Annotated in this window: 17 protein-coding genes; 12 read left to right on the top strand and 5 right to left on the bottom strand. The window is 70.0% G+C overall.

All coding sequences use genetic code 11. From position 1 onward, the window contains the following. Nucleotides 1-180: 180 nt before the first annotated feature. From ABH941_RS30500 to ABH941_RS30480, 5 genes are all read left to right on the top strand, one after another. Nucleotides 181-1080 (top strand): helix-turn-helix domain-containing protein, encoded by a 900-nt coding sequence (locus ABH941_RS30500; protein WP_370132800.1) that lies wholly within the window; start codon nucleotides 181-183, stop codon nucleotides 1078-1080. 184 nt (nucleotides 1081-1264) lie between these two features. Continuing rightward, nucleotides 1265-2230 carry an SMP-30/gluconolactonase/LRE family protein gene (locus ABH941_RS30495; RefSeq protein ID WP_370132799.1) on the top strand — a complete coding sequence of 322 codons (966 nt, stop codon included), beginning with the start codon at nucleotides 1265-1267 and terminating at the stop codon, nucleotides 2228-2230. 58 nt (nucleotides 2231-2288) lie between these two features. After that, nucleotides 2289-3185, top strand: a complete 897-nt coding sequence (locus ABH941_RS30490) for an MBL fold metallo-hydrolase (protein ID WP_370132798.1) — start codon at nucleotides 2289-2291, stop codon at nucleotides 3183-3185. A gap of 82 nt (nucleotides 3186-3267) precedes the next feature. Beyond that, complete coding sequence (locus ABH941_RS30485) at nucleotides 3268-4713, top strand: carboxylesterase/lipase family protein (RefSeq protein WP_370132797.1); 1446 nt, start codon at nucleotides 3268-3270, stop codon at nucleotides 4711-4713. 731 nt (nucleotides 4714-5444) lie between these two features. After that, a complete protein-coding gene (locus ABH941_RS30480) occupies nucleotides 5445-8405 on the top strand; it encodes a hypothetical protein (protein WP_370132796.1) in 2961 nt (986 codons plus the stop codon). Nucleotides 8406-8550: 145 nt separating this feature from the next. Here ABH941_RS30480 and ABH941_RS30475 read toward each other — a convergent pair whose 3' ends face one another. After that, on the bottom strand, nucleotides 8551-9888 hold the full coding sequence (locus ABH941_RS30475) for a PLP-dependent aminotransferase family protein (RefSeq protein ID WP_370132795.1): 1338 nt from the start codon (nucleotides 9886-9888) through the stop codon (nucleotides 8551-8553). A 92-nt stretch (nucleotides 9889-9980) separates the two neighbouring features. Here ABH941_RS30475 and ABH941_RS30470 point away from each other — a divergent pair, with 92 nt between their 5' ends. Further along, a complete protein-coding gene (locus ABH941_RS30470) occupies nucleotides 9981-10604 on the top strand; it encodes a DJ-1/PfpI family protein (protein ID WP_370132794.1) in 624 nt (207 codons plus the stop codon). On the opposite strand, the gene ABH941_RS30465 is transcribed toward ABH941_RS30470, so the two are convergent. Both ABH941_RS30465 and ABH941_RS30460 read right to left on the bottom strand, forming a co-directional pair. Next, complete coding sequence (locus ABH941_RS30465) at nucleotides 10564-11607, bottom strand: carbohydrate kinase (RefSeq protein ID WP_370132792.1); 1044 nt, start codon at nucleotides 11605-11607, stop codon at nucleotides 10564-10566. The genes ABH941_RS30470 and ABH941_RS30465 overlap by 41 nt on opposite strands. After that, nucleotides 11600-12658 (bottom strand): LacI family DNA-binding transcriptional regulator, encoded by a 1059-nt coding sequence (locus ABH941_RS30460; RefSeq protein WP_370132791.1) that lies wholly within the window; start codon nucleotides 12656-12658, stop codon nucleotides 11600-11602. The genes ABH941_RS30465 and ABH941_RS30460 overlap by 8 nt, the downstream gene beginning before the upstream one ends. A 148-nt stretch (nucleotides 12659-12806) precedes the next feature. Between ABH941_RS30460 and ABH941_RS30455 the strand changes: the two genes are divergently transcribed. From ABH941_RS30455 to ABH941_RS30430, 6 genes are all read left to right on the top strand, one after another. Then, nucleotides 12807-13952, top strand: a complete 1146-nt coding sequence (locus ABH941_RS30455; protein ID WP_370132790.1) for a substrate-binding domain-containing protein — start codon at nucleotides 12807-12809, stop codon at nucleotides 13950-13952. A 160-nt stretch (nucleotides 13953-14112) separates the two neighbouring features. After that, nucleotides 14113-15147 carry an ABC transporter permease gene (locus ABH941_RS30450; protein ID WP_370132789.1) on the top strand — a complete coding sequence of 345 codons (1035 nt, stop codon included), beginning with the start codon at nucleotides 14113-14115 and terminating at the stop codon, nucleotides 15145-15147. Continuing rightward, nucleotides 15144-15917: an ATP-binding cassette domain-containing protein gene (locus ABH941_RS30445; RefSeq protein WP_370132788.1), complete on the top strand. Its 774-nt coding sequence runs from the start codon at nucleotides 15144-15146 to the stop codon at nucleotides 15915-15917. Before ABH941_RS30450 ends, ABH941_RS30445 begins: the two co-directional genes overlap by 4 nt. Next, nucleotides 15914-16957: an aldose 1-epimerase gene (locus ABH941_RS30440; protein ID WP_370132787.1), complete on the top strand. Its 1044-nt coding sequence runs from the start codon at nucleotides 15914-15916 to the stop codon at nucleotides 16955-16957. The genes ABH941_RS30445 and ABH941_RS30440 overlap by 4 nt, the downstream gene beginning before the upstream one ends. Before the next feature lie 60 nt (nucleotides 16958-17017). Continuing rightward, entirely contained in the window at nucleotides 17018-19561 is a 2544-nt protein-coding gene (locus tag ABH941_RS30435) for a GH32 C-terminal domain-containing protein (protein WP_370132786.1), read from the top strand. 69 nt (nucleotides 19562-19630) lie between these two features. Beyond that, nucleotides 19631-20554, top strand: coding sequence for an oxidoreductase (locus ABH941_RS30430; RefSeq protein ID WP_370132785.1), 924 nt, complete (start codon nucleotides 19631-19633; stop codon nucleotides 20552-20554). Here ABH941_RS30430 and ABH941_RS30425 read toward each other — a convergent pair. Both ABH941_RS30425 and ABH941_RS30420 read right to left on the bottom strand, forming a co-directional pair. Further along, the gene (locus tag ABH941_RS30425) at nucleotides 20529-22373 is read right to left on the bottom strand and encodes a glycoside hydrolase family 15 protein (RefSeq protein ID WP_370132784.1); all 1845 of its coding nucleotides are present in this window, start codon (nucleotides 22371-22373) and stop codon (nucleotides 20529-20531) included. The genes ABH941_RS30430 and ABH941_RS30425 overlap by 26 nt on opposite strands. Nucleotides 22374-22428: 55 nt before the next feature. Then, complete coding sequence (locus ABH941_RS30420) at nucleotides 22429-23616, bottom strand: epoxide hydrolase family protein (RefSeq protein ID WP_370132783.1); 1188 nt, start codon at nucleotides 23614-23616, stop codon at nucleotides 22429-22431. Nucleotides 23617-23618: the final 2 nt, after the last annotated feature.

Genomic DNA, 23618 nt, shown 5'->3' with positions numbered 1-23618 from the left:
GTACTCGGGATGCTCGAAGAGCGAGCTGTCCGCGTCGCCGGGGCTGGACCGCAGGACCATCAGGGATGCCGGATCACCGGCACCGGCTTCATCGGCGGTCCGGTCGGGGAGTCGGACCCGCTGGTGCCTATCCACAGCTGGGGCAGGCTGTGCGTTTCGCGTCGGCCCATACTCGGATCCATGACCGGAAAATCGCAGCTCGGGGACTTCCTGCAGGCGCGGCGCTCCCAACTGCTGCCCGAGGACATCGGGGTACCCACCTACGGGGAGCGTCGGCGTGTGCCTGGTCTTCGGCGCGAGGAGTTGGCACTGCTGGCGGGCGTGAGCGTCTCCTACTACACCCGGCTGGAGCAGGGGCAGTCACTGAGCGCCTCGCCTGAGGTACTGGACGCGATCGCCGGGGCTCTGCGGCTGGACGAGTCCGAGCGGCAGCACCTGCACGACCTGGTCGGGGTGGACCGGCATCGCACTCGGGGTCGGCGGCCTGGGCCGGAGCGCGTTACGGAGGCGACGGCTCAGTTGCTGGACGTGCTGGCGGACGTTCCGGCGATCGTGCTCGGCCGGCGCAGTGACGTGCTGGCGTGGAATCGCCTGGGCCACGCGCTGTTCGCCGGGCACCTCGACCCTGGTGCCCCGGACCTTTCGGCGCAGCGTCCCAACATGGCCCAACTGGTGTTCCTCGACGGTCATACCCGCGACCTGTACGCGGACTGGCCGAGCAAGGCCAGGGCGGTGGTGGGGAATCTGCGTCTGGTGGCGGCGCAGCATCCGCAGGACACCGCGTTGCACGCGCTGCTGGGTGAACTGAGCGCCAAGAGCCCGGAGTTCGCCTCGATGTGGGCCGACCACCGGGTCAAGGCGTGCACCGTCGCCGCCTATGAGATGCGGCACCCGCTGGTCGGCCCACTGACGGTGGTTCAGCAGACCCTGAGCCATGGGCCGGGCCCCAACGTCGTGGTCGCCACCACGGAGGCGGGCTCGCCCTCGCGGGCCGCGCTGGCCCTGCTCGCCCAGGCCATCAACCAGGACACCGCCACAGCCGACCCGGCGCGGATGGGGCCCCGGGCCAGCACTGCCTGACCTCGCACAACGCCACCGGGCGCTCGGCTGGCACCTGCGAGCGCCCGTCCCACCCGGGCACGGCCGACGACCGGCCGCCGCCGGGAGCAGTCCCGGGGGCCGCGTGGCCCCCGGGCAGAACTCACCTGCTCAGCCTGTGCGTCGGCGTGCTGCTGCCGCATGCCCGAAAACCGGTGAAGGAACCATGTTCAAGAAGCTCTCCACGTCCGCCCTGTCTGCGGCCGTCCTTGTTGCGGCGGCTGCCGCAGCGCTCACTCCGGTGTCGGCGTCGGCCGTCTCCGCCCCGCTGACCAGCGCGCGGATCGCTGTGCACTTCGACCTGGTCAAGGGTCAGACGCCGGAGAACGTCGCCCTGGCACCGGGCGGCGCCGCGTACGTCACCTTCGCGGAGGGCCGCCAGATCGCCGAGGTCTCCCCCAGGGGCACCATCCGGATCCTGGCCACCCTGCCCAAACCCGCCGACGGGGGTATCCACACCCCGGTCCTGGGCTTCCCGCTGACCGTCGGCATTGTCCGTTCCCACGACGGAACCCTGTACTTCCTCTACGCCACCGGCACCCCCGACCTCACTGGCGTGTGGCGCCTGCGTCCCGGCGGCGAACCGCAGCGCATCGCCGCGCTGCCCGCGGACGGCCTGCCCAACGGCCTGGCGCTGGACCCTCGCACCCGTACTCTCTACGTCACCGACTCCGTGCTCGGCACTATCTGGACCGTGCCCACCACCGGTGGCACCCCCACCGCCTGGTCCACCGCCCCCGAACTGGCCTCCACCGGATTTCTGGGCGCCAACGGTCTGAAGATCCACAACGGCGCGGTCTGGGCCACCAACCTCGACAAGGGCTCCGTCCTGCGCATCCCCATCCTTCGGGACGGGCGCGCCGGTTCGGCCCGAACCGAGGCCACCGGTCTGCCGGGGATCGACGACTTCGCCTTCACCGGCCACGGCGATCAGCTGCTGGCCGCCCTCAACGGCCCGGGTGAGGTCGCGCTCGTCCAGCCCGACGGCAGCCACTCCATCGTGCTGACCTCGGCCGACGGACTGCAGAACCCCACGTCCATCGCCCTGCGCGGTGACACCGTCTACGTGCTGAGCGCCGCCTATCTCACGGCGAAGGACCCCAACCTGATCCTCGCCCACCTGAACGACTAGGTCCACCGCCCCGAGCCCTCCAAGAACCCTCACCGTACGGAGAAACACCATGCAGGACATGCACGAGATCACCTTGGGCGATGTCACAGTCACCCGGATCGAGGAGATGCACGGGCCGATCATGCCCGCGGACCAGTTCTTCCCGGACCTGCCTGAGCAGGCATGGCAGGACCACCGCGAGACGCTCGTGCCCGACCACCTGGGCGCCGATGACGCCATGGTGCACGTCGCCATGCAGACCTGGCTGTTGCGCAGCGGCGGCCAGACCATCCTGGTCGACACCGGCGTCGGCAACGACAAGACCCGCCCGGCCGTCGCCGCGTGGGACCACCTGCGGCTGGACTACCTCGGCAACCTGGCGCGCGCCGGCGTGCGGCCCGAGGACGTCGACCTAGTGGTCAACACCCACCTGCACGTCGACCACGTTGGTTGGAACACCCGGCTGGTCGACGGCGCCTGGGTGCCCACTTTTCCGAACGCCACCTACATGATGCCCAAGGCCGACTTCGAGTTCTGGAACCCGGCGAACAACCCGGACATCGCCGGCGGCGTCAACGAGAACGTGTTCGAGGACAGCGTGGCCCCCGTGTACGCCGCAGGCCAGGTGCAGTTGTGGGAGGGAAGCCACGCCATCGACGCGCACCTGCGCCTGGAAACAGCCCCAGGCCACACACCCGGATCCAGCGTCGTCAAGCTGAAGTCCGGCAGCGACCGGGCGCTGCTCGCCGGCGACTTGATACACACCCCGCTCCAGGTCACACACCCGGACCACAACAGCTGCTTCTGCCAGGACCCGGCGCAGGCCCGCACGACCCGCCGCAGGCTGCTCGGATGGGCCGCCGACGTCAACGCCCTCGTGCTACCTGCCCACTTCAGCGGCCACAGCGCCCTTGAGGTCGAGGACAAAGGCAGCGGCTTCGCGATCAAGAAGTGGGCGCCGTTCACCCGGTACTGACACCTGGTTCCAATCCGCCGCCGCTCCGGCCAACCCGGAGCGGCAGCCCCCACCAGAGCAACCAGCAAGGAGGAGCAGCGAGATGGCGCCTGCCGATTTCGCCACCGTCACCACCACCTCCGGCCCGATCCATGGCCGCCGCCATGAACACGGCACGGCCTTTCTCAACGTGCCCTACGCCGCACCGCCCGTCGGACGCAGGCGTTTCGCCGCGCCAACCCCGCACGAGCGGTGGACCGTGGTCCGTGACGCGACACAGCCGGGACCGACCGCACCCCAGCCCACCCGGGACGCCTTCGGCACCCTCGACATGTCGCCCTACTTCGGCCCGGGCTGGCAGCGCGGCGACGACTACCTCACCGTGAACATCTGGGCCCCGCTGCCGGACGGGCCGACGAGGCCGGTCATGGTGTTCGTGCACGGCGGAGGTTTCGTCGCCGGTTCCAATCGCGCACCCCTCTACGACGGAACGACTTACGCCCGCGATGGCGTCGTCCTGATCACCGTCAACTACCGGCTGGGCATCCCCGGCTTCCTGCACTTGCCGGACGCGCCGGACAACCGCGGAATGCTCGACGTCCTCGCCGCCCTGCGCTGGATTCAGGACAACATCGTCCGCTTCGGCGGCGACCCCGGCAACGTCACCCTCTTCGGCCAGTCAGCCGGAGCAATCATCGTCGGCGGCATCCTCGCCGACCCGGCCTCCGCCGGCCTCGTTCGGCGGGCCATCATCCAAAGCGGCACCGGCACCGGTGCCTTCACCCCGGACCAGGCCGACATCGTCACCACGCAGGTCGGACGCGAGCTGGACATCGAGCCCACCGCCAAAGCCCTGGCCGACATCGCCACCGAGCGTCTCGTCGCCGTCCTGCCCCGCCTGACCGGCCTGGACTTGAGCACCCCCACTCACCACGACCCGCTCGGCGGAATCACCGCCTTCAGCCTGGTCAGCGAGCAACAGCCCGCCACCGCGATCGCCGCCGCCCGGGGACGCGGCATCGACCTGCTGATCGGCTCCAATCTCGACGAAGGCAGTCTCTACCTGGCCCCGTTGGGAGTCCTGGCAAGCACCACCGAGACCGATGTCCGAGACACCGCAGCACGCTTCCACTCCCGCCCCGACGACGCCGTCCGCGCTTACCGAGCGCAGCATCCGTTCGCTACCGCCGCTGAACTGCGCACCATCATCCTCGGCGACGGGCTCTTCAGGGCCGGCACTCGGCAGTTGGCTGCGGCACACGCGAGCGCCACGTCCGGGCGGACGTACTGCTACGAATTCGCCTGGCGCTCCGACGCGGTCGACGGACAACTGGGCGCCAGCCACGTGATGGAGTTGCCGTTCGTCTTCGACCACTTGTCGCTGCCCTCGCTGCGCGGCCCTCGCGGGCTGCTCGGCAGGGCCGAACCCCCCGCTGCGCTCGCCACCTGGGTCCACCGATCATGGGCGAGCTTCGCGGAGACCGGCAGTCCCGGCTGGCCCGCCTACCAATCGGCCGGGGGGTACGTCCAGCACCTCGGCGCCACCTGACAGGTGACTCGGGCGTCTGGCGGCTCGCCCCTGGCGGCACGGTGCAGCAGTCCTGGCAACTCCTGAGCCTTGACCCGGTGCTGGGCAGCACTCGCGCGGACCTGGATGCCCTGCTCGCGCACATGGCGGAGAGCGTTGAGAGCACGCTGGTCTCCCTCGCGCGCTGGGTCACTGAGCAGAACCGCACCCGCACGACGACGCCCCTGGGCTGCAGTCAGGGCTGGCCGAGCCAACTCCGCGGAGGCCCGCCCCGCCCAGGTCTGCGTCGTCGTTGACCAGGCTGGTTCCTGGGCGGTAGCAGCTGCCGTGGCCACTCTCTAGGAGCGTGTCAATGGCTACCCGGACGAGGTAGCACAGGGTGTCATGGCAGAACCCTCCGTACATGCTCTGATCAGGAAAAACGACACGGGGAGGCACGAGCCGGAACCGGGCATCACGATCGCTCGTGGTCTCGTCATGCGTAGGTCTCGGGTTCGAATCCCGAAGGCGGCTCACCGAGGGGCCCGTTGGTGATTGCCGCGCACCCCGAGCGCGTGAAGCCTGCGGTAGCAGCCAGAATCTGCTGATCTGCGCAGGTTGCTGTGGGATGTCCGCTAATTCGTTGCCGCCCTGTCATTTTGCAGCGCTTATTCCGGGCCACGCGGCCGAAAAGCCTGCTTCACTGTCAACTCGCAGTTCATGCTGTGCCCCCGCTATGCAATAGTCGGGGCCTTTCTATGATACGGAATGAAATGTCCATAGTTGGTTCGGCGGCCCGCGGCAGGCTGCGCCTGTGGAGCACCGCCGCAGCACTCGCCCTCGCCATGACCGCCTCCGGTACGGTCGGCACCGCGGCTGCGTCGGCAGTCGCAGCCACCCCCGGCCCGCGTACATCCGCGACCGCCACAGCCGCCTCCGGCACCAAGGCCGCGTCGACTTCCGGCTCAAAGACGCACTCGAAGACCGGCTCGGCGAGCGTGCGCAAGCCGGCAGTCTCCGTGCGTCCCGCCATTTCCCTGCCCGAGGAGCGGCAGTTGGCCGGCGGGTTCGTCCCGTTGAGTCCCAAGCGCGTTCTGGACACCCGCGACGGCACCGGGACCAGGGGAGTGAAGCGGAAGGTCGGCCAGAATCCGCTGGCGCTGGACGTCTCCCAGGTCACCGGCAACCCCTCGGTGACCCCGACCGCGGTCGTTCTGAACGTGACCGTCACCAACCCGACCACCGCCGGCTACCTGGCGGTGTACGGGAACCAGGGTGTCCTGCCGAGCTCCTCGAACCTGAACTTCCAGGCAGGCCAGACGGTCGCCAACCAGGTCGTGGTGCCGGTCGACAGTCTGGGCATGGTGAGCTTCTACGACGGATCCGGTGCGACCGACGTCATTGCCGACGTCGCGGGCTACTACACCCTGGACAAGGCCGCCTCGACCTACGTCGCCGACGGCCCGACCCGGCTCCTGGACACCCGCAACGGCACCGGCACCGCCGGCGTCAAAGCCCCGGTCGGTACGGGCAAGAGCCTGCCGCTCCAGGTGCGCGGTGTGCAGGGAGTGCCGGACGCCGCCTCCGCCGTGGTGCTGAACGTCACCGTGACGAACGCCACCAGCGGTGGCTACCTGACCGTCTACCCGGACGGCCAGACGCTCCCCACCGCCTCCGACATCAACTTCATCAAGGGTCAGACCGTCCCGAACCTGGTGGTCGTCCCGGTCGGGGCGGACGGCAAGGTGGACTTCTACAACCGGGCCGGCACCACCGACGTCATCGCCGACATCCAGGGGTACTACCTTCCCGGGGCCCCCAACGCCGGTGGGCTCCTGCATCTGACCGACCTGGTGAGCAACCGCGTCCTGGACACCCGCAAGGGCACCGGCACCGGTGGCGTCAAGGGTCCGGTCGGCGCCGGCCAGAGCGTCGGTCTGTCGGTGGTCCCGTTCACCGGCGGCCCTGCCTCCGCCATCACCGCCGTGGTGCTGAACGTCACCGCGACGAACGCCACCAGCGGTGGCTACCTGACCGTCTACCCGGACGGCGAGTCCGTCCCCACCGCCTCCAACGTCAACTTCATCAAGGGTCAGACCGTCCCGAACCTGGTGGTCGTCCCGGTCGGGGCGGACGGCAAGGTGGACTTCTACAACCGGGCCGGCACCACCGACATCGTCGCCGACGTCCAGGGCTACTTCAGAGCCGACAGCGGCCCCAAGGCCACCACCCCGGCCTTCGCCCAGTCGACCGCTGACGCCTCGTCGGGAGCCGTGCCGGTCAACGTCACCTGGTCGGTCTCGGACCCGGACCCGGGCGCCACCCAGATCGTCGGCGAGATCGTGATCAGGCAGAAGGGCACCACCCCGGACAGCTACATCGGCCAGCCCTATCTGGTGGACTACGCCTCCACCGGCAGCGTGTACGAGGGGGCCACCCTGGTCTCCGGCACCCCCACGGCCGCGAACTTCAGCTACTCCTTCGCCGTGCCGCAGTACTCCGGTGCAACGACGGCCGTCTGGACCGTATCCCTGCTGACGGCGTACGAGAACACCACCCAACAGGAGTCGATCCTGGCCGGATCCGCCCTGGCCGGCGCCGGCAACACGCTCACCGCCACAACAGCACCCTCCACGGTCACCCCGATCAGCACCGACATCGACATCGCCAGCCTGTCGTCCGCCTTCCCCCCGTACCTGTACCTCGGGACCAACCAGTACCTCTCGTACGCGGTCAACCCGCAGGACTACCAGTCCGGGCTGTGGAAGGGCAGCGTGACGGTCAGCGGACCCGGCGGCGCCACCGCGACCGGCTCGTTCGAGGAGTTGAACGCATACGGATACCCCTACGGCACCTGCCAGGGAGACATCCATGAGGCGAGGTGCGACGCCGTGATCCTCATCCCGGCCGGATCCCCCTCCGGGACCTGGAGCGTGTCCTCGGTCTCCTTCACCAACAACGCCGGCCAGACCCAGGTCTACGGCGGCCTGAACGAGTCCCCGGTGACCGCCACCTCCAACGAGGTGCTCAGCGCGAGCAAGTTCACCGCGACGCCCAACCCGGTCAACAGCTGGAAGGGCGACACCGCCTTCAAGACGTCCATGAACATCAGCGGGGCCCGCAGCGGGGTCAGCTCGGTCCAACTGACCTGGCAGGGCGGCTGCTACGTCCAGGGTGCTGCCACACCGACCCACAACGCCGACGGCAGCTACTCGGTGTCCTCCACCATGATGCAGTCCAGCAACGGCCAGGCCAGCACTTGCGGCCTGACCGGCGTACTCGTCACCGACGGCGCCGGGGACATCGCCCTGTACGGCACCACTTACTACGCCCCAGCCACCGGGCTCACCGTCGGCGGCGTCCCCGACACCACCCCGCCGACCGCGACCTCAGCCAAGCTCAACATCACCAGTGTTCCGCAGTCCAAGCTGAGCAGCACCTCCGCGTACGTCACCGCCGCGGTGACGGATCCCACCGCCCCCGTCGACGGCTTCCGAACCGCTGTCTACGACAGCACCGGCACCGCAACCCAAGGCCAGGAGACCGGCGGAACCAGCGTCTCCCCGGCCGGAACTGCCACGCTCGGCGTCTACCTCCCCTCAGGTCTCGCTCCCGGCACGTACACAGTGTCGTTCACCGTCATCGACTCGGGCTGGCTCTCCACCACCTACGGCGGACCCACCGGCAAGCCCGTCCCCGGCGGCCCGCTACAGATCAGGGTCACAGCGGGCTGACCCCCCACGCACACAGCAGCCCTGTCCGGCGCCTCCAGGCCCCGGACAGGGCTGACCTCTTGAGCGCCAGAGAGCGCCAGGCTCCACCCCTGCACGGGCCCGGGGGCCGGCACTCCCGTCCTCCTCGCGGCCGGAGCCCGGTGGTTCAGGCGTGGGCATCCTCGACGGCGACCTGTCGCACGATGCGCAGCGTCGACCGGAGACTGGCCAGGTCGGTCGAGCCCAGGGCGAGGCGGATCGCTTGCGGTGTGTGCGGCGAGGTGGTGAACGGCTCGGCAGTGGACACCGAGATGTGCCGACGCGCGAGCGTGGCGGTCAGGCGGTCGGCGCGTGCGTCGTCGGGCAGCGGCAGCCAGGCGAAGTAGGACGAGGGGTGGCTGATGAGCGGTAGGCCCGCCAACTCCTGTCCGGCCAGTGCCTGGCGAGTCCTGGCGTCGTCCCGTTTCTGTGCTTCCAGGTGGTCCACCGTGCCGTCCTCGAGCCAGCGGCAGGCGATCGCGGTGGTGAGGGCCGGGGTGTTCCAAGTGGTCGCCCGGATCGCGCGTTCGAGCGATGGCACCACGGCGGGCGGGGCGACGACGAAACCGACCCGGAGGCCGGTGGCGACGCTCTTGGACAGTCCCGAGACGTGGACGGTGATGTCCGGCGCGGTCGCGGCCAGCGGCGGTGGAGGGTCCTCGACCAGGTAGGCGTAGGAGGCGTCTTCGATGATGAGCGGGCCATGCTGTCGAGCGATCTCGATCAGGCGGGTCCGGTCGGTTGCCGGCATGACCCAGCCCAGGGGGTTGTGCAGGGTGGGCATGGTGTAGATCGCGCGGACGGGGCGGGTCGCGCACAGCTTCTCGAGGGCATCGAGATCCGGCCCGTCGGCGGTTACGGGGATGGGCTCCAGGTCGAGATGAAAGGCATGCGCGAGCACCTTGAAACCCGGGTAGGTGAGTGCGTCGACCGCGACCACGTCGCCGGCGTCGAGCGCGGCCATGACGGTGATGGCCAGGCCGTGCTGGGCGCCGTTGGTGATGAGGATCCGGTCCGCGTCGGTGGTGATTCCCCGACGCCTCAGGTGTCGTGCGATCGAGGCTCTGTCCTGGGGACGTCCTCGATGTGGCTGGTAGCGCAGCAGCGAGTCGAGATCGCCGGAAGTGGCCACCTCGCGCAGGGCCTGCCGCAGGAGATCGGCCTGTCCGGGCAGCGACGGATAGTTGAAGTTGAGGTCGACCGCATCCGTGGCGACGACCTGCTGGTCGATGCCGTGACCGGCGGGGACCGCGATGTCACGCACGAACGTGCCGCGGCCCTGTTCCCCGCTGACCAGGCCCATCGCTTCCAACTCGGCGTACACCCGGGTCGCGGTCACCACGGCGATGCCCTCACGGGCGGCGAGCCCGCGGTGTGTCGGCAGTCGCGCGCCCGCGGCGAGCCGCCCGGTCCGGATGTCGGACGCGAGCGCGTCGACCAGCTTTTTGTACCGCGAGGCTGCCATGCACCGCATTGTATCCATGACAATTCTTTGACTGTCCTGTCCGTGGGTCCTTACCGTCAGGACCCACCCGCTCCTACGGAAGGACAGCCGCCGTGCACATCGCCATCCTCACCTTCGAGGGCTACAACGAGCTCGACTCCCTGATCGCTCTCGGTGTGCTCAACCGCGTCAGGACCGACGACTGGCGCGTCACCATCGCCACCCCCAGCCCCAGGGTGACGTCGATGAACGGGGTGGTCATCGAGCAGATGTCCACTCTTGAGGAGGCGTGCGCCGCTGACGCCGTCATCGTCGGCAGCGGCATCGCCACCCGCGAGGTCGTCGAGGACCCCGCGATCATGGACATCCTGCGCCGCCTGGACCCAGCGCGCCAGCTCATCGCGGCACAGTGCTCCGGCGCGCTCGTGCTGGCCAGGCTCGGCCTGCTCCATGACATCCCCGCCTGCACCGACCTGACCAGCAAGCCCTGGGTCGTCGCCGCCGGCGTCGAGGTGCTCAACCAGCCCTTCTACGCCAAGGACAACATCGCCACCGCCGGCGGCTGCCTGGCCTCGCACTACCTCGCCGGCTGGATCATCGCCCGCCTGGAGGGCAACGAGGCCGCCGAAAGCGCGCTGCACTACGTCGCCCCGGTCGGCGAGAAGGAGGAGTACATCGAGCGCGCCTGGCGCAACATCACCCCCTACCTGCCCGCCCCCGCACCGGCGCTCGCCTGAGGTCCGCCGGTGTGAGCGGGGTGGGCGCGGAGCTGCGCGGCCTGGGCATTGCTGCGGGCGGGTCGGCGCCGATGCGCTCGCAGGTCAGGGAGGAGACGAGGATCGCGTCGTCGGCGGCGCCGGCGAGCGTCGTCAGGGTTGCCTGCCGGAGTCGTTCGGGCGTGTGGAGGCCGCGTCGCACGAGGGCGTCGAGGAAGCCGGAGGTGAAGGCGTCTCCGGCGCCGACGGTGTCCGCGACCGCGGCCTTGCGTCCCGGTCGGGTGACCGGCTGCTCCCCCGGGCGGTACAGGTGGGCGCCGTCGGGGCCGTCGGTGATGACGACGAGGAGAGCGCCGAGTCCCAGCCAGCGTGCGCTGATCTCTTCCAGGGACGTGTCCGGGTAGAGCCATGCGACGTCTTCGCGGCTGGCCTTGACCAGGTGGGTCCGGGTGACGGAGCGCTCCACCTGCGGCCGGGCCTTGTCGGGGTCGCCGAGCAGGTGCGGGCGGATGTTGGGGTCGTAGCTGACCAGGACCTCGCCGCCCTGGTGCAGTCGCGCCGCGAGGCCGTGGATGTGGGCGTCGCCGGGCGGGGTCCAGGAGGCGAGGGATCCGTGGTGCAGGACGGCGGTGCCGGGCGGGAGGTCGGCGGCCTCGGCGGCGGTCCACTGCCAGTCGGCCGTGCCGTCGAGGTAGAAGTCGTAGTGGGCCTGGGCGTGCTCGTTCAGGGAGACGATGGCCAGGCTGGTGGGCTCGGCAGCGCGGGGGGCGCACCCGAGGTCGATGCCTTCGGCCTCGGCCTGCCCGCGCAGGATGCGCCCGAAGGCGTTGTCCGCCAGCCGGGCCATCAGCGAGGTGCGAAGACCGAGCCGGGCCAGGCCGATGGCGACGTTGAAGGGGCTGCCGCCGGGGAGAGCGCGGAAGTCGCCGGGCCGCTCGCCGGGGACCATGTCGATGAGCGCCTCGCCGATGACGGTCACCACCGGGGCCGGGGAAGCCGCGGTGGTCTCGCTCGTGTCAGCCACGTGTGCCTGCTCCTGTCGTCAACTCGCCCGAGCCGCGCCGGATCAGGCGGGTGGGCACGGTGAGGGTCCCGGCCTGCGAGGTGTCGCCGTCGAGTCGGCGGAAGAGGGTCCCGGCGGCGAGCCTGCCCAGCGCGTCGGCGTCCTGGGCGATCACCGAGATCCCCGGTTCCAGCATGTCGGCGAGCGGGAAGTCGTCGAAGCCGACCATGGCCACCGCGTGGTGCCGCCTCAGCCGGCGCAGCGCTCGGCAGGTGGCGATGGTGACCAGGTTCTGACTGGTGAACAGGGCGGTGGGTGGGTCGGGGAGGGCGAGCAGCTGCTCGACGGTCTGCTCCGCGGCCTCGGCGGTGCGCAGACCGTGGCGGATCAGGGCCGGGTCGAGGGGGATGCGGGCGAAGCCCAGGGCGTGCTGGTAGCCGTCGAAGCGCTGGGCGGCGGTGGGGATGGAGATCTGGTCCCCGAGGTAGGCGATGCGCCGGTGTCCTGCGGCGAGGAGGTGCTCGACCGCGGTGATCGCGCCGTGCCGGTTGTCGGACACGACTGCGTCGGCGTTGAGCAGGCTGGGTTCGCGGTCGACGAAGACCAGTCGGGTGCCGGCCTGCTGCTCGGTGACCAGGTAGCTGTGGTCGAGCCCGGCGGGCACGATCACCAGCCCGTCCACGCGCCGGTCGAGGAGCGCGCCGACCAGCTCCCGCTCGCGCGCCGGGTCCTCGTCCAGACTGCCGAAGAGCACCAGGACGCCGCGGCTGCGGGCGATGTTCTCGACCGCGCGCATCAGCGCCGCGGAGAACGGGTTCGCGGCGTCCTCGACGAGCATGCCGATGGTCGCGGTGCGCCCGTCCCGGCGGCGCAGGTTGCTCGCCGTCAGGTTCGGTCGGTAGCCGAGCTTGCGGGCGGCTTCCTGGACCCGGGCGGCCAGTTCGGGATCCACCGTGCTGACGCCGTTGACGACCCGGGAGACGGTCTTGATGGAGATCCCGGCCAGTGCCGCGACGTCCTTCATCGTGGGCCGGGCGCCGCGCGCCTCAGCCCCGAGCTCGCCCTCGGGCATCGTTGTCTCCAGGAGTCCCTGCGTTGCCAACTTGTTACTGATGGGCTTCCATCAGCGTCTTGACGCAGTCTGGCACGGAGAGAACTATCACGTCGAGTCAACGTTGTCTCACCATCGCGATGTGATGGCCACGAAGGGACGAACCCTCATGAACCACTCCGACACCGTTCATGTCCCGAACTCGCGCCGTCAGGTCGGGCGCACGACAGCGACAGCGGGCCTCGCGCTCTGCGTCGCGACCGCGCTGGCCGCCTGCAGCTCCTCCAGCACCACCGCCGGCTCCGGAAGCAGCTCCTCCAGCTCCTCCGGCGGCTCCGGCGGCAGCAGGGTCGGGGTCTCCCTCATCCTGAAGACCCTGACCAACCCCTACTTCGTGAGCATGGAGAACGACGCCAAGGCCGCGGCCGCCAAGGACAACGTGAGCCTCACGGTGGCCGCGGGCACCAAGGACGGCGACACCCAGACCCAGATCAGTGCCATCGACAACGCCATCTCCCGGGGCGACAAGGGCATCCTGATCACGACCAACGGGGACGCGGTCAACGCCGCACTCAACCAGGCCAAGCAGGCCGGCCTCTTCGTCATCGCGCTGGACACCTCGCCGAACCCGCCCAGCACCGCCGACATCACCTTCGCCACCGACAACACCGCGGCGGGCAAGCTCGACGGCCAGTACGCGGCGACGGCCCTGGGCGGCAAGCCCGCCGTCATCGCCATGCTCGACCTCTTCAACAACCAGGTGGTCTCCGTCGACATCGACCGCGACCACGGATTCCTCCAGGGCCTGGGCATCAACCCCGGCAGCACCACCCAGAACGGTCAGGAGGCCAAGACCGGCAGCTACTCCGGCGGCAGCTACACCATTGCCTGCCACCAGCCCACCCAGGGCGCCATCGACGGCGGACGCACCGCGATGGAGAACTGCCTGTCCGCCAATCCCAACATCAACGTCGTCTACGCCATCAACGAGCCGGCCGCCGAGGGCGCCTACAACGCGCTGAAGGCCGCGGGCAAGGCCGGCCAGGTCGCGGTCTACGCGATCGACGGCAGCTGCGCCGGACTGAAGTTCGTCACCAGCGGCGAATTCACCGCCGACGCCGTGCAGTACCCCGGCAAGATGGCCTCGCTCGGAGTCGACTCGATCGCCAAGCTCGCCCGCGGCGGCTCCAAGCCGAGTGTGACCTCCGGCAAGTCCTTCTACGACACCGGCACGGCCCTGGTCGCGACCAAGAGCGTCTCGGGTGTCACCATCCAGTCGCCCACCGACGCCGCCTCCGCCTGCTGGGGCAGCTGAACCTCCGGGCCACCCCCGGGCCACCCCGCGGGCCCTCCTCCCCGGGCCCCGTGGTGCCCCGGGGGTGCCGGCGGCATCCGCGCCTGCCGCCGGCGCCCCCGGCCGACCACCCCGACCAGACCTTCGAGGTCGACCGACCAGCCTCGACGTTAGGACAGTTGTGACCATCCAATCGAGCGGCGATACCGCGCCCGTGACGGCGGAGGACTTCCTCAACCGCCCCGCCGGCATCGGCCAGCGCGTTCACTCGGTACTGCACCGGCAGCCGGCGCTCAGCCCGGCGATCGTCCTGCTGCTGGCAGGCATCGCTTTCGCGCTGCTCAACAGCCGTTTCTACTCGCTGCAGAACCTCTCCCTGGTCGCCCAGCAGGTGGCCGTCGTCGGCGCCCTCGCGGCCGGCCAGACCCTGGTCGTCCTCACCGCCGGAATCGACCTGTCGATCGGCGCGGTGATGGTGCTCGCCTCACTGGTGATGTCCAAGCTGGTCTTCGACAGCCACGTCAACGGGCTCCTCGCCCTGCTGATCGGAGCGGCTGTCGCGATCGCGGCCCAGGCGGTCAACGGCCTGCTGGTCACCCGGATCAAGCTGCCCCCGTTCATCGTCACCCTCGGCTCGCTCAGCGTCTTCACCGCGATCACGCTGATCTACGCCAAGGGGCAGACCGTCGCGCTGCAGCCGGGCAGCTTCCTGCTGTGGACCGCGGACACCATCTCCATCGGCTCACTCCACGTCACCACCGGTGTGCTGCTGATGATCGCCCTCTACGCGGTGCTCGGATTCGCGCTGCGCTACACCGCCTGGGGACGCCACCTCTACGCGGTGGGCGACGACGTCGAGGCATCCCGACTGGCCGGCATCTCGGTCAGCCGCGTGCTGCTCAGCGCCTACATGGTCGCCGGGCTCGCCATCGCGGTGGCGGCCTGGATCCTGGTCGGCCGCGTCGGCGGCGGCGACCCCAACAGCGGCATCAACGCCAACCTGGAGTCGATCACCGCCGTCGTCATCGGCGGCACCAGCCTCTTCGGCGGCCGTGGCGTCATCTTCGGCTCGCTGATCGGCGCGCTGATCGTCCAGGTCTTCGACAACGGCCTGGCGCTGGCCGGCTTCGACCCGAACTACCAGGTCCTCGCGGTCGGCCTGCTGGTCATCGCCGCGGTGTCCGTCGACCAGTGGATCCGGAGCGTGAAGGCATGACCACCCCCATCCTCCAGGCCAGGGGCCTGGTCAAGACCTTCGGCCGGGTCGTCGGCCTGGACGACGTCGACCTCACCCTGCGCCAGGGCGAGGTGCTGGCCGTCATCGGCGACAACGGCGCCGGCAAGTCCACCCTGATCAAGTGCCTGTCCGGCGCGCTCGTCCCGGACGAGGGCACCATCCTCGTCGACGGCGCGCCCGTCCACTTCAAGCGCCCGCAGGACGCCCGCGAGGCCGGGATCGAGACGGTCTACCAGACCCTGGCCGTCGCGCCGGCCCTGGACGTCGCCAGCAACCTCTTCCTCGCCCGGGAGATCCGGCGCAAGGGCCCGCTGGGCTCGGTGCTCCGGATGCTCGACACCGGGGAGATGAAGCGTCAGGCCGAAGCCCACGTCAAGCGGTTGGGCATCAGCACCCTGCAGAACATCAACCAGGCGGTGGAGACCCTGTCCGGCGGCCAGCGCCAGGCCGTCGCGGTCGCCCGGGCCGGGGCCTTCGGCGGCAAGGTCGTCATCCTGGACGAGCCGACGGCGGCGCTCGGCGTCCGCGAGACCGGCCAGGTCCTCAAACTGGTCCGCGACCTGCGCGACCAGGGCCTCGGCGTGATCCTGATCAGCCACAACATGCCGAACGTCTTCGAGGTCGCCGACCGCATCCACATCCAGCGGCTCGGCGCCTGCGTGGGCGTCATCACCCCGGACACGCACTCCATGGAGGACGCGGTGGCCATCATGACCGGCGCCAAGAAGCTCCCCCCGGCAGTCGCATGAGCGGGTGGACCGTCGAGCCGTTCAGCTGGGAAGGCGAACCCTGCCTGGCGGTCGGCAGCCACGGCGGCACCGTGCGCGCCGCCGTGGCCCTGCACGGGGCGACCCTGCTCAGCTGGCGGATCGACCAGGACGGCGAGCCCCTTGAGCTCACCGACGGCTACCACGACCCCGCCGAGCTGCACGAGCAGTCCGGCGTGCGCAACGGCGTGCTGGCGCCCTTCCCCAACCGCATCGCCGACGGCCGCTACCGTTTCGACGCCCGGGAGCACGACCTGCTCCCGGGCGTGACCGGCGACCGGACCGTCTACCACGGCTTCGCCCGCACCGCGCCCTTCGTCCTGGAACGCGCCACCACCACGGCCGACAGCGCCCAACTGGTCCTGCGCAGCCACGGGATCCGGCCGGGACGCTTCGACGGCTACCCCTTCTCGCTCGACCTCACCGTCACCTACACCGTCACCGAGGACGAACTCGTCCTCGACATCCACGCCGTGAACACCGGCGACGTGGCAGCGCCGTACGCAGCCGGCTGGCACCCCTACTTCCGACTCGGCAACGGCGCCGCGGACATCGACGACCTGGAACTGCGCATCCCGGCCCGCACCCTCGTCCGCACCGACGACGAACTCATCCCCGTCGACGGCGCCGACTGTCGCATCGACCTGAACGACCTGCCGGAGATGGACTTCCGTGGCGCGAATCCGGTCGGCCAACGCGTCATCGACGCCTGCTACGCCGACCTCCACTTCGGGCCCGACGGCCGCGCCGAGACCGTCCTGCGCGACCCGAAGACCGGCCGCGAGCTGCGGATCTGGCAGGAGAGCGGTTTCCTGCACGTCTTCACCGGTGACACCCTGCCCAGAGACCGGCGCACATCCATAGCCATCGAGCCGGTCGAGACCATGACGAACTCCTTCAACCGCGACGAATTCGCAACCGCGATCACCATCGCCCCCGGGCAGAGCCGCCGCTTCCGCTGCGGCGTCAGGCTCGTCCGCCCCGCGAAGGGCGGTACGAAGGCTCCGACACGCAAGCCGTAGCCCGAGTCGACGGAGGATCACATCTGCTGCGCTGTACACGAACCCGACAAAAGGAGCACCGTGTCCAGACCCACCCGCCGGAGCCGTAGCCTCCTCGCCGCCACGGCCGTCCTGTCCGGACTGGCCCTCGTCGCCTCTTCACCCGCCACTGCCGACACTCTCTACCACGAGCAGTACCGGCCCCAGTTCCACTTCACCCCGGCCCAGAACTGGATGAACGACCCCAACGGCCTGATCTGGTACAAGGGCCGGTACCACCTCTTCTTCCAGTACAACCCCTCCGGCAACACCTGGGGCAACATGTCCTGGGGCCACGCTGTGAGCACCGACCTCGTGCACTGGACGCAGCTCCCGGTCGCCATCCCGCAGGATGCCGACGAGATGGTCTTCTCCGGCAGCGTCGTCCTGGACAAGGACAACAGCTCCGGCCTCGGCACCAAGGCAGACCCGCCCCTGGTCGCCGTCTACACCAGCCTGGTGAAGGCCACCGGGATCCAGCGGCAGTCCCTCGCCTACAGCACCGACGGCGGCCTGACCTGGAAGAAGTACGCCGCCAACCCGGTGCTCGACCTCAACTCGCAGAACTTCCGCGACCCCAAGGTCTTCTGGTACGCCCCCACCCACAGCTGGCTGATGGCAGTCGCCCTCTCCGACCAGCACAAGGTCTCCCTCTACAGCTCCACCGACCTCAGGAACTGGACCCACCTGAGCGACTTCGGCCCTGCCGGAGCCACCGGCGGGGCCTGGGAGTGCCCGGACCTCTTCCCGCTCGCGGTGGACGGGGACCCGAGGAAGACCACGTGGGTGCTGGCAGTCGGAACCCAGTCGATCGCCGGCGGCACGGGAGTCCAGTACTTCACCGGCGACTTCGACGGTACCCACTTCACCTCCGACGACGCCGGCACCTACACCGCGCCCCCCGGCACCGCGCTGCAGGACTTCGAGTCCGGAACCTACGGCGCCTGGGCGCCCTCCGGCACCGCGTTCGGCGACGCGCCGGCGGCCGGCGCGCTGGCCGGCCAGTCCACGGTCACGGGCGCGGAGGGCGCGTACTTCGCCGACAGCTTCAACGGCGGCGACGCCTCCACCGGCACCCTCACCTCCCCGGCGTTCACCGTCACCAGCAACTACATCAACTTCAAGGTCGGCGGCGGCAACCACCCCTACGTCCCCGGAACCGTCCTGGGGAATGAACCGGTACCCACCGGCGAAGTCCTCTCCGACTTCGAGGGCACGACCTATTCCAGCCCCATCGGGGACTGGACGACCACCGGCACCGCCTTCGGGACCGGCCCGGCCCAGGGCACCCTCCCCAACCAGCAGCAGGTCTCCGGCTACCTCGGCCACGGGCTGGTCAACAGCTACCTCAACGGCGACGCCTCCACCGGCACCCTCACCTCCCCGGCGTTCACCATCGACAAGAAGTACGTGGACTTCCTCATCGGCGGCGGTGACCACCCGGCCTCCTCCGACGCTCCCACCGCGGTCGAACTCGTCGTCGACGGCCAGGTGGTGCGCTCTGCCACCGGCACCAACGACGAAGCCCTGAACTGGGCCTCCTGGGACCTGTCCGACCTGCAGGGCAAGCAGGCCCAGATCAAGGTCGTGGACGCCGATACCGGCGGCTGGGGCCACATCAACCTCGACCAGGTCGTCCTGTCCGACACCCGGGCCCAGCCCGTCTCCACCGAGACCGGCGTCAACCTCCTCGTCAACGGCCAGGTGGTGCAGAGCGCCACTGGCACCGACTCCGAGAACCTCGACTGGGCCTCCTTCAACGCCACCGCCTACCGGGGCAAGCAGGTCCAGATCCAGATCGTCGACAACAACACCGGCGGCTGGGGCCACGTCCTGGCCGATCAGTTCGCAACCGCCGACCAGCCTGCGCTGTCCGTCCTCCAACGCGCCCACTGGATCGACTACGGCGAGGACTTCTACGCCTCCCAGACCTACAACGACGCCCCCGGCGGCCGCCGCATCATGATCGGCTGGATGAACAACTGGAACTACGGCGGGAGCATCCCCACCAGCCCGTGGCGCAGCGCCGACACCTTCCCCCGCCGGCTCGCGCTGCGAACGGTGGACGGCAAGGTCCAGCTGATCCAGCAGCCGGTCGACGGACTGGCCGGCCTGCGCCGCGCCGGTGCCCACGTCTCCACCACCCGCGTCACCAACACCACCGCGGCCCTCGGCGTGCAGGGCAGCAGCCTGGAGCTCCAGGCCGACCTCACCGCGGGCAGCGCCACCGACTTCGGCCTCGACGTGCGTACCGGGTCCGGGCAACGCACCCGGATCGGCTACGACACCACCACCGGCGAGGTGTACATCGACCGCACCGCTTCAGGAGCAGTCGACTTCGACCCCTCCTTCCCCGGCGTCCAGCGCGCCCCCCTCGCTCTCCACGGCGGGACCCTGCGCCTGCACGTCCTCGTCGACTCCTCCTCGGTCGAGGTGTACGCCGAGAACGCCCGCGGCGAACAGGTCGTCCTCACCGACCAGGTCTTCCCCGACCCTTCCAGCACCGGAGTCGACCTCTTCGCCGACAACGGCACCGCCACCCTCCGCAGCATGAAGGCCTGGCAACTGGGGTCCATCCAGCCATGACTGAGTTGAGCCTTCAAGTCGATGGGTCTAGAGTTCGACTTGAAGGCTCAAGTTATGGAGGAGATCGTCATGACCGCCCGCCGCAACCCTCCGCTCGCGTTCGCAGGTTCGTACGCTCTCGGCCCCTGGCGGGTGCGCCGGATCGGCTATGGCGCGATGCAGCTGGCCGGTGACAACGTCTTCGGCCCGCCCCGCGACCGCGACGAGGCGCTGCGCGTGCTGCGCGCCGCGGTCGCCGAAGGCGTCAACCACATCGACACCGCGCAGTACTACGGCCCCGGCGTCGTCAACGAGTTGATCCGTGAGGCACTGCACCCCTACCCGGACGACCTGGCCATCGTCAGCAAGGTCGCCGCACGGCGCGACGAGAGCGGCGCCGTCCTGCCCTACGACGAGCCCGACCAGCTGCGCGAAGGCGTCGAGGAGAATCTCGCCACCCTCGGCGTGGAGCGCCTGGCCGCGGTGAACCTGCGGATGGTCGACCGGACGGCCGCACCGGGCAGGCGTTTCGACGCCCAGCTGGCGGCGCTCGTCCGGGCCCGCGACGAGGGGCTGATCGACGGCATCGGCCTCAGCAACATCTCGCGGGAGCACCTGCTGCGGGCGGTCGACCAGACGGAGATCGTCTGCGTCCAGAACCTCTTCAACCTCGCGGACCAGGGCTCCCTCGACGTGCTCCAGGAGTGCACGAACAGAGGGATCGCGTTCGTGCCCTTCTGCCCGCTCGGCTGGCCGCGCGGCGTCCAGAACCGGATCCTCTCCAGTCCCGTCCTCGGTGACCTCGGCAGACGTCTGGGGGCCACCCCGGCGCAGCTCGCCCTGGCCTGGCTGCTCGACCTCGCGCCCAACATCCTGCTCATCCCCGGCACCCGCACCCGCACGCACCTGGCCGAGAACGTCGCCACCGCGTCGGTGCGACTCGACGAGGCGTCACGGGAGGAGCTGGCCCGGGAGTTCCCCGCGCGTGTCAGCCGAGAGCGCGGTCGAGGTTGAAGGCGGCGCTGATCAGCGAGAGGTGCGTGAAGGCCTGGGGGAAGTTGCCGAGTTGTTCGCCGGTCGGGCCGATCTCCTCGGCGAAGAGGCCGAGGTGGTTGGCGTAGGTGAGCATCTTCTCGAAGGCCAGCCGGGCCTCCTCCAGCCGGCCGGCGCGGGCCAGTGCCTCGACGTACCAGAAGGAGCAGATCGAGAAGGTGCCCTCGGGGCCGTGCAGGCCGTCCGGGCTGGTGGCCGGGTCGTAGCGGTAGACCAGCGAGTCGGAGACCAGATCGGCAGTGAGGGCGTCCAGGGTGGAGAGCCACTTGGGGTCGGTGGGTGAGACGAACTTGGCCATCGGCATCATCAGCAGTGAGGCGTCCAGCACGTCGTCGTCCAGGGCCTGGACGAACGCGCCGCGCCGGGCCGACCAGCCGCGCCGCATGATCTGCCGGTAGATCGCGTCGCGGGACGCCTGCCAGCGGGGCAGGTCGGCCGGCAGGCCGCGGCGGTTCGCCAGCCGGATCGCCCGCTCCAGCGCCACCCAGCACATCAGCCGCGAGTACACGAAGTTCCTGCGGCCCGCCCGGGTCTCCCAGACACCTTCGTCGGGCTGGTCCCAGTGCTCGCACAGCCAGTCGACCACCGCGCCGACCTCGTCCCAGCGGTCGCTGCTGATCGGCTGTCCCCACTTGTCGTAGAGGTAGATCGAGTCGATCAGGGCCCCGTAGATGTCCAGCTGGAGCTGACCGGTGGCGGCGTTGCCCACGCGGACCGGCGCCGACCCCAGGTGGCCCTCCAGGTGCGGCAGCTCGTACTCGGGCAGCTCGCTGCGCCCGTCGATGCCGTACATGATCTGCAACGGGCCGGTGGCGCCGGTGCCGCGCAGGATGCCGCGTTCGGAGAGGAATCCCATGAACGCCTCGGCCTCCGAGGTGAACCCGAGGCGCAGCATGGCGTAGACGCAGAAGGCGGCGTCGCGGACCCAGACGTACCGGTAGTCCCAGTTGCGCTCGCCGCCGATCTGCTCGGGCAGGCTGGTGGTGGGCGCGGCGACGATCGCCCCGGTCGGCGCGTAGGTGAGCAGTTTCAGCACCAGCGCGGAGCGGTTCACCATCTCCCGCCACCGCCCGTGGTAGCGCGAACCGGCCAGCCAGTGGCGCCAGAACCTGACCGTCGCCTCGGCCTGCTCCTGCGCCTCGGCGCGCAGGCAGGACCGGGCCGGGACGTCGTCGCCGATCCGGTCGAGGGCGAAGACGTTGGACTCGCCCTCAAGGAGCTTGAAGTGCGACCGCACGTCCAGGCCGTCGCACTCCAGCGGTGCGGTGGAGGTCAGCGCGAGCGTCAGGGACGGGGAGCGGAACACCGCCGCGTCGCCTTCGAGGTGCGCGGTGTGCGCCTCGGCGCCGTAGCCGAAGCGTGGGGCGATCCGCGCCCTGAACGGGAGGGTGCCGCGGACGCAGACCACCCGCCGGATCAGCCGGTGCCGGGCCGCCTCCCGCGACTCGTCGACCACCGGCATGAAGTCCTGGATCTCCGCCACCCCGTCCGCCGCGAAGAACCGCGTGATCAGGACGTTGGTGTCGGGGAAGTAGAACTGCCTGGTGCGGGTCGGCACATCGGCCGCCAGCTCGAACGAGCCGCCGCGGTCGGTGTCGAGGATGGACCCGAAGACGCTGGGCGCGTCGAAGCGCGGGCAGCAGTACCAGTCGATGGTGCCGTCCGTGCCGACCAGGGCGGCGGTACGGAGATCGCCGATCAGGCCGTGTTCGGAGATCGGCAGGTAGCGGCAGCTGTCCGCCTGCTCATAACCGGTCGTGTTGAACGTGTTGAACGCCATGCCGGCCTCCCTGCCGCTGTGGCGCGGGCCCGGAGATGATGCCTTGCTCTTCATGCTAGATCGCGGCGGTCTGCCGATCCTGGTGACCCGGGGTGCGGGCGAGGGCGCGCAGCCCCGCGCGCACCTCCGCGACGAACTCGGCCGGAGCCTCGTAGGCGGCGAAATGACCGCCCCGCGCCGGCGTGCCGTAGTAACGCAGATCGGTGTAGCGGGTCCGCGCCCAGCGCTCCGACAGCGCGACGTTGTCCGCGGGAAAGCGGGAGTACGCGGACGGCGCGGGCACCTCGTCGAAGCTCCCCACGCTCGACGCGAGCGAGTGCCAGTACAGGCGGGCCGAGGAGGCCGCCGCGGCGCAGGTCCAGTAGACCATCACATGGTCCAGCAGCTCGTCCTTGGTGAAGGAGTTCTCCGGGTCGTCGCCGCAGTCCGACCAGGTCTTGAACTTCTCGACGATCCAGGCGAGCTGGCCGGTCGGCGAATCGGTCAGGCCGTATCCGAGCGTCTGCGGCTTGGTCGCCTGCTCGATCGCGTAGCCGCCCTCGGCCTCGCCGGCCTGCCGGAGTCTCGCGAGGTAGCGCTGCTCCTCCTCGGTCGGCCCGCCGAGCTCCGTCAGCTTCGCCGGGTCGGCGAGCGCCCAGTTGAGGTGGATCCCGATCAGCTTCTCGGGATCGGCCAGCCGTCCGATCGCCGAACTGACCAGAGCTCCCCAGTCGCCGCCCTGTGCCGCCCAGCGTTTATGGCCGAGCCGGTCCATCAGCTCGATCCACGCCTGCGCGATCTTCTCGACGGTCCAACCGGTCACGGCCGGCTTCCCGCTCCACCCGTGGCCCGGGAGCGACGGGATCACGAGTTCGAGCGCGTCGGACGCCTCCCCGCCGTGGCCGACCGGATCCACCAGCGGATCGATGACCTTGACGAACTCCACCACCGACCCCGGCCAGCCGTGCGTCATGATGCACGGCGTCGCCCCGGCGACGGGGGAGCGGACGCGCAGGAAGTGGATGTCGACCCCGTCGATCGTCGTCATGAACTGCTCGTAGCGGTTCAGCTGATCGGCGACGCGCCGCATGTCGTAGGACTCCGCCCAGTACCCGGCGAGTTCCCGCACGTACGCCAGTGGGATCCCCATCGACCAGTCGTCGACGGGCTCCCGCTCCGGCCATCGGGTCCGCGCCAGCCGCGCGCGGAGGTCGTCGATCACCGCGCCGCTGATCCCGACGCGGAAGGGACGGATCTCGTTCATGT

This window comes from Streptacidiphilus sp. EB103A, from assembly GCF_041261405.1.
GTDB lineage: Bacteria > Actinomycetota > Actinomycetes > Streptomycetales > Streptomycetaceae > Streptacidiphilus.
The sequence above is the reverse complement of the archived record's forward strand: the minus strand, read 5'-3'. Positions and strand labels throughout refer to the sequence as shown.